The 503-nt window shown below is 49.1% G+C and carries 1 pseudogene; it reads right to left on the bottom strand.

What is annotated here, in order from left to right:
- Positions 1-503: pseudogene (locus tag L5M49_RS25265) on the bottom strand (phosphoadenosine phosphosulfate reductase); the annotation flags it as partial.

Below are 503 nucleotides of genomic sequence, written 5' to 3'. Positions count from 1 at the left end.
TGACCGGATCGTAAGCTCGAGCATGAAGGGCTCTGGCGTCCATATCATTGCTTAAACGCCAAAGGTAATCCCTCACTCGAAGTGCATTTTCACTGCCTAACGCATTCCAGCGGGGTAATTTTGAAAGTCCTGTAGCTGAATTATCGGTTTTACCAACAAGGGTGCAGGTCACGCAGCCAAACCGTGCCTTACCCCCACAACCACTGTTTTTCTGCCCCACAATGATGTCGCAAACCTCATTTGAGCCATTGCCATAAAGCTCTAACAGAAGACCGAAGTTAGTCAGGTAAGTATCGATGACGATACCTGGGACTCGTTTAATGGGATTGCTACCGGCTATCCGAAGCAGGTCAAATACCTGTTCAGTTTCCCAGTGTTTAATCGGCGCCAGCTTATACATTTTGGAGCCAGCGGCTTCTACCTGTGCCATATCAGCCAGAATTGAGCCTGCCGTAATCAAGCTAAGCCCCTGCTTCTTCATGTTGCCTGCGCGGTGATGACTT

It is taken from the genome of Shewanella sp. SM74 (assembly GCF_025653725.1).
Taxonomy (GTDB): Bacteria; Pseudomonadota; Gammaproteobacteria; order Enterobacterales; family Shewanellaceae; genus Shewanella; species Shewanella oncorhynchi.
Note: the sequence above shows the minus strand (reverse complement) of the source record. Positions and strands in the feature narration are given on the sequence as shown.